1 protein-coding gene is annotated in these 994 nt (G+C 68.3%); it reads left to right on the plus strand.

All coding sequences use genetic code 11. The features are described from left to right. Positions 1-994 (plus strand): MFS transporter (locus AC1D15_RS34320; protein WP_477829589.1); only part of this gene is annotated, 994 nt, incomplete at both ends.

A 994-nucleotide genomic window follows, 5' to 3' on the forward strand; every position in this document is an offset into this window, starting at 1 on the left:
GGCCTGCCGTGACGATCCTCGCGGCGAAGTTGAACCGCAAGAGTCTGCTGCTGGCCTTGATGGCGATCTTCGTTCTCGGCAACCTGCTTTCGGCGGTGGCGACCGGGTTGGGGAGTTTTGCGCTCGCACGCTTCGTGAGCGGCATCCCGCAAGGCGCGTATTTCGGCGCAGGCGCCGTGGTTGCCTCTTACATCGTCGGGCCGGGCCAAGGTGGGCGGGCGTTCGCCCTGGTGATGACGGGCCTGACCGTGGCCACGATTGTCGGCTCGCCGCTGGCCGCGCTGCTGGGCCAGGCGCTGGGCTGGCGCAATGTCTACGTCGCCGTGTCGGCACTGGGTGTGCTGTCGATCATCGCCCTGTGGATGTGGGTGCCACGCTCGCGCGCGTTGGACGGTGGGCCGGTGTTGCAGGAACTGCGGGCTTTGAACCGCGCGCCCGTCTGGRTGATGGCGGCCGTGGCTGCCTTGGGCGTGGCCAGCATCTTTGCCGTGTACACCTTCATCGGGCCGTTCGTGACCGACGTTGCCGGGCTGGGCGCGCCATGGATCCCGATCGCACTGGCCCTCTTTGGTGTCGGCATGACCGCAGGCAACGTGGTCGGCGGGTGGCTGGCGGACCGGCATCCCTCGCAAGGCTTGAAGGCCGGTTTCGGCAGCGCTCTGGTCGCGCTGGCGATCCTGGCCGTGGGTGGCGAAACCGCCTGGGTGCTGATGACGGGCATGTTTGCCGTGGGCGCCACGATGATGGTCGCGATCCCGACCATTCAGGTCCGGCTCACGCAGGCAGCGCCGGATGCGCCGACGATGATGGGCGCGGTGAACCTGGCGGCCTTGAATATCGCGAACGCGATCGGCGCATGGGCTGGCGGTCAGGCCATTGCGCAGGGATATGGCCTGCTGTCCGCGGTGTGGGCCGGGTTCGCTCTGACCCTGGCCGGGCTCGTGCTGTTCCTGCTGCTGTCGCGCAGGCCCATCGACGGCAGTCGGTCTCGCGT

This window comes from Rhizobacter sp. P2_H2 (assembly GCF_056403375.1).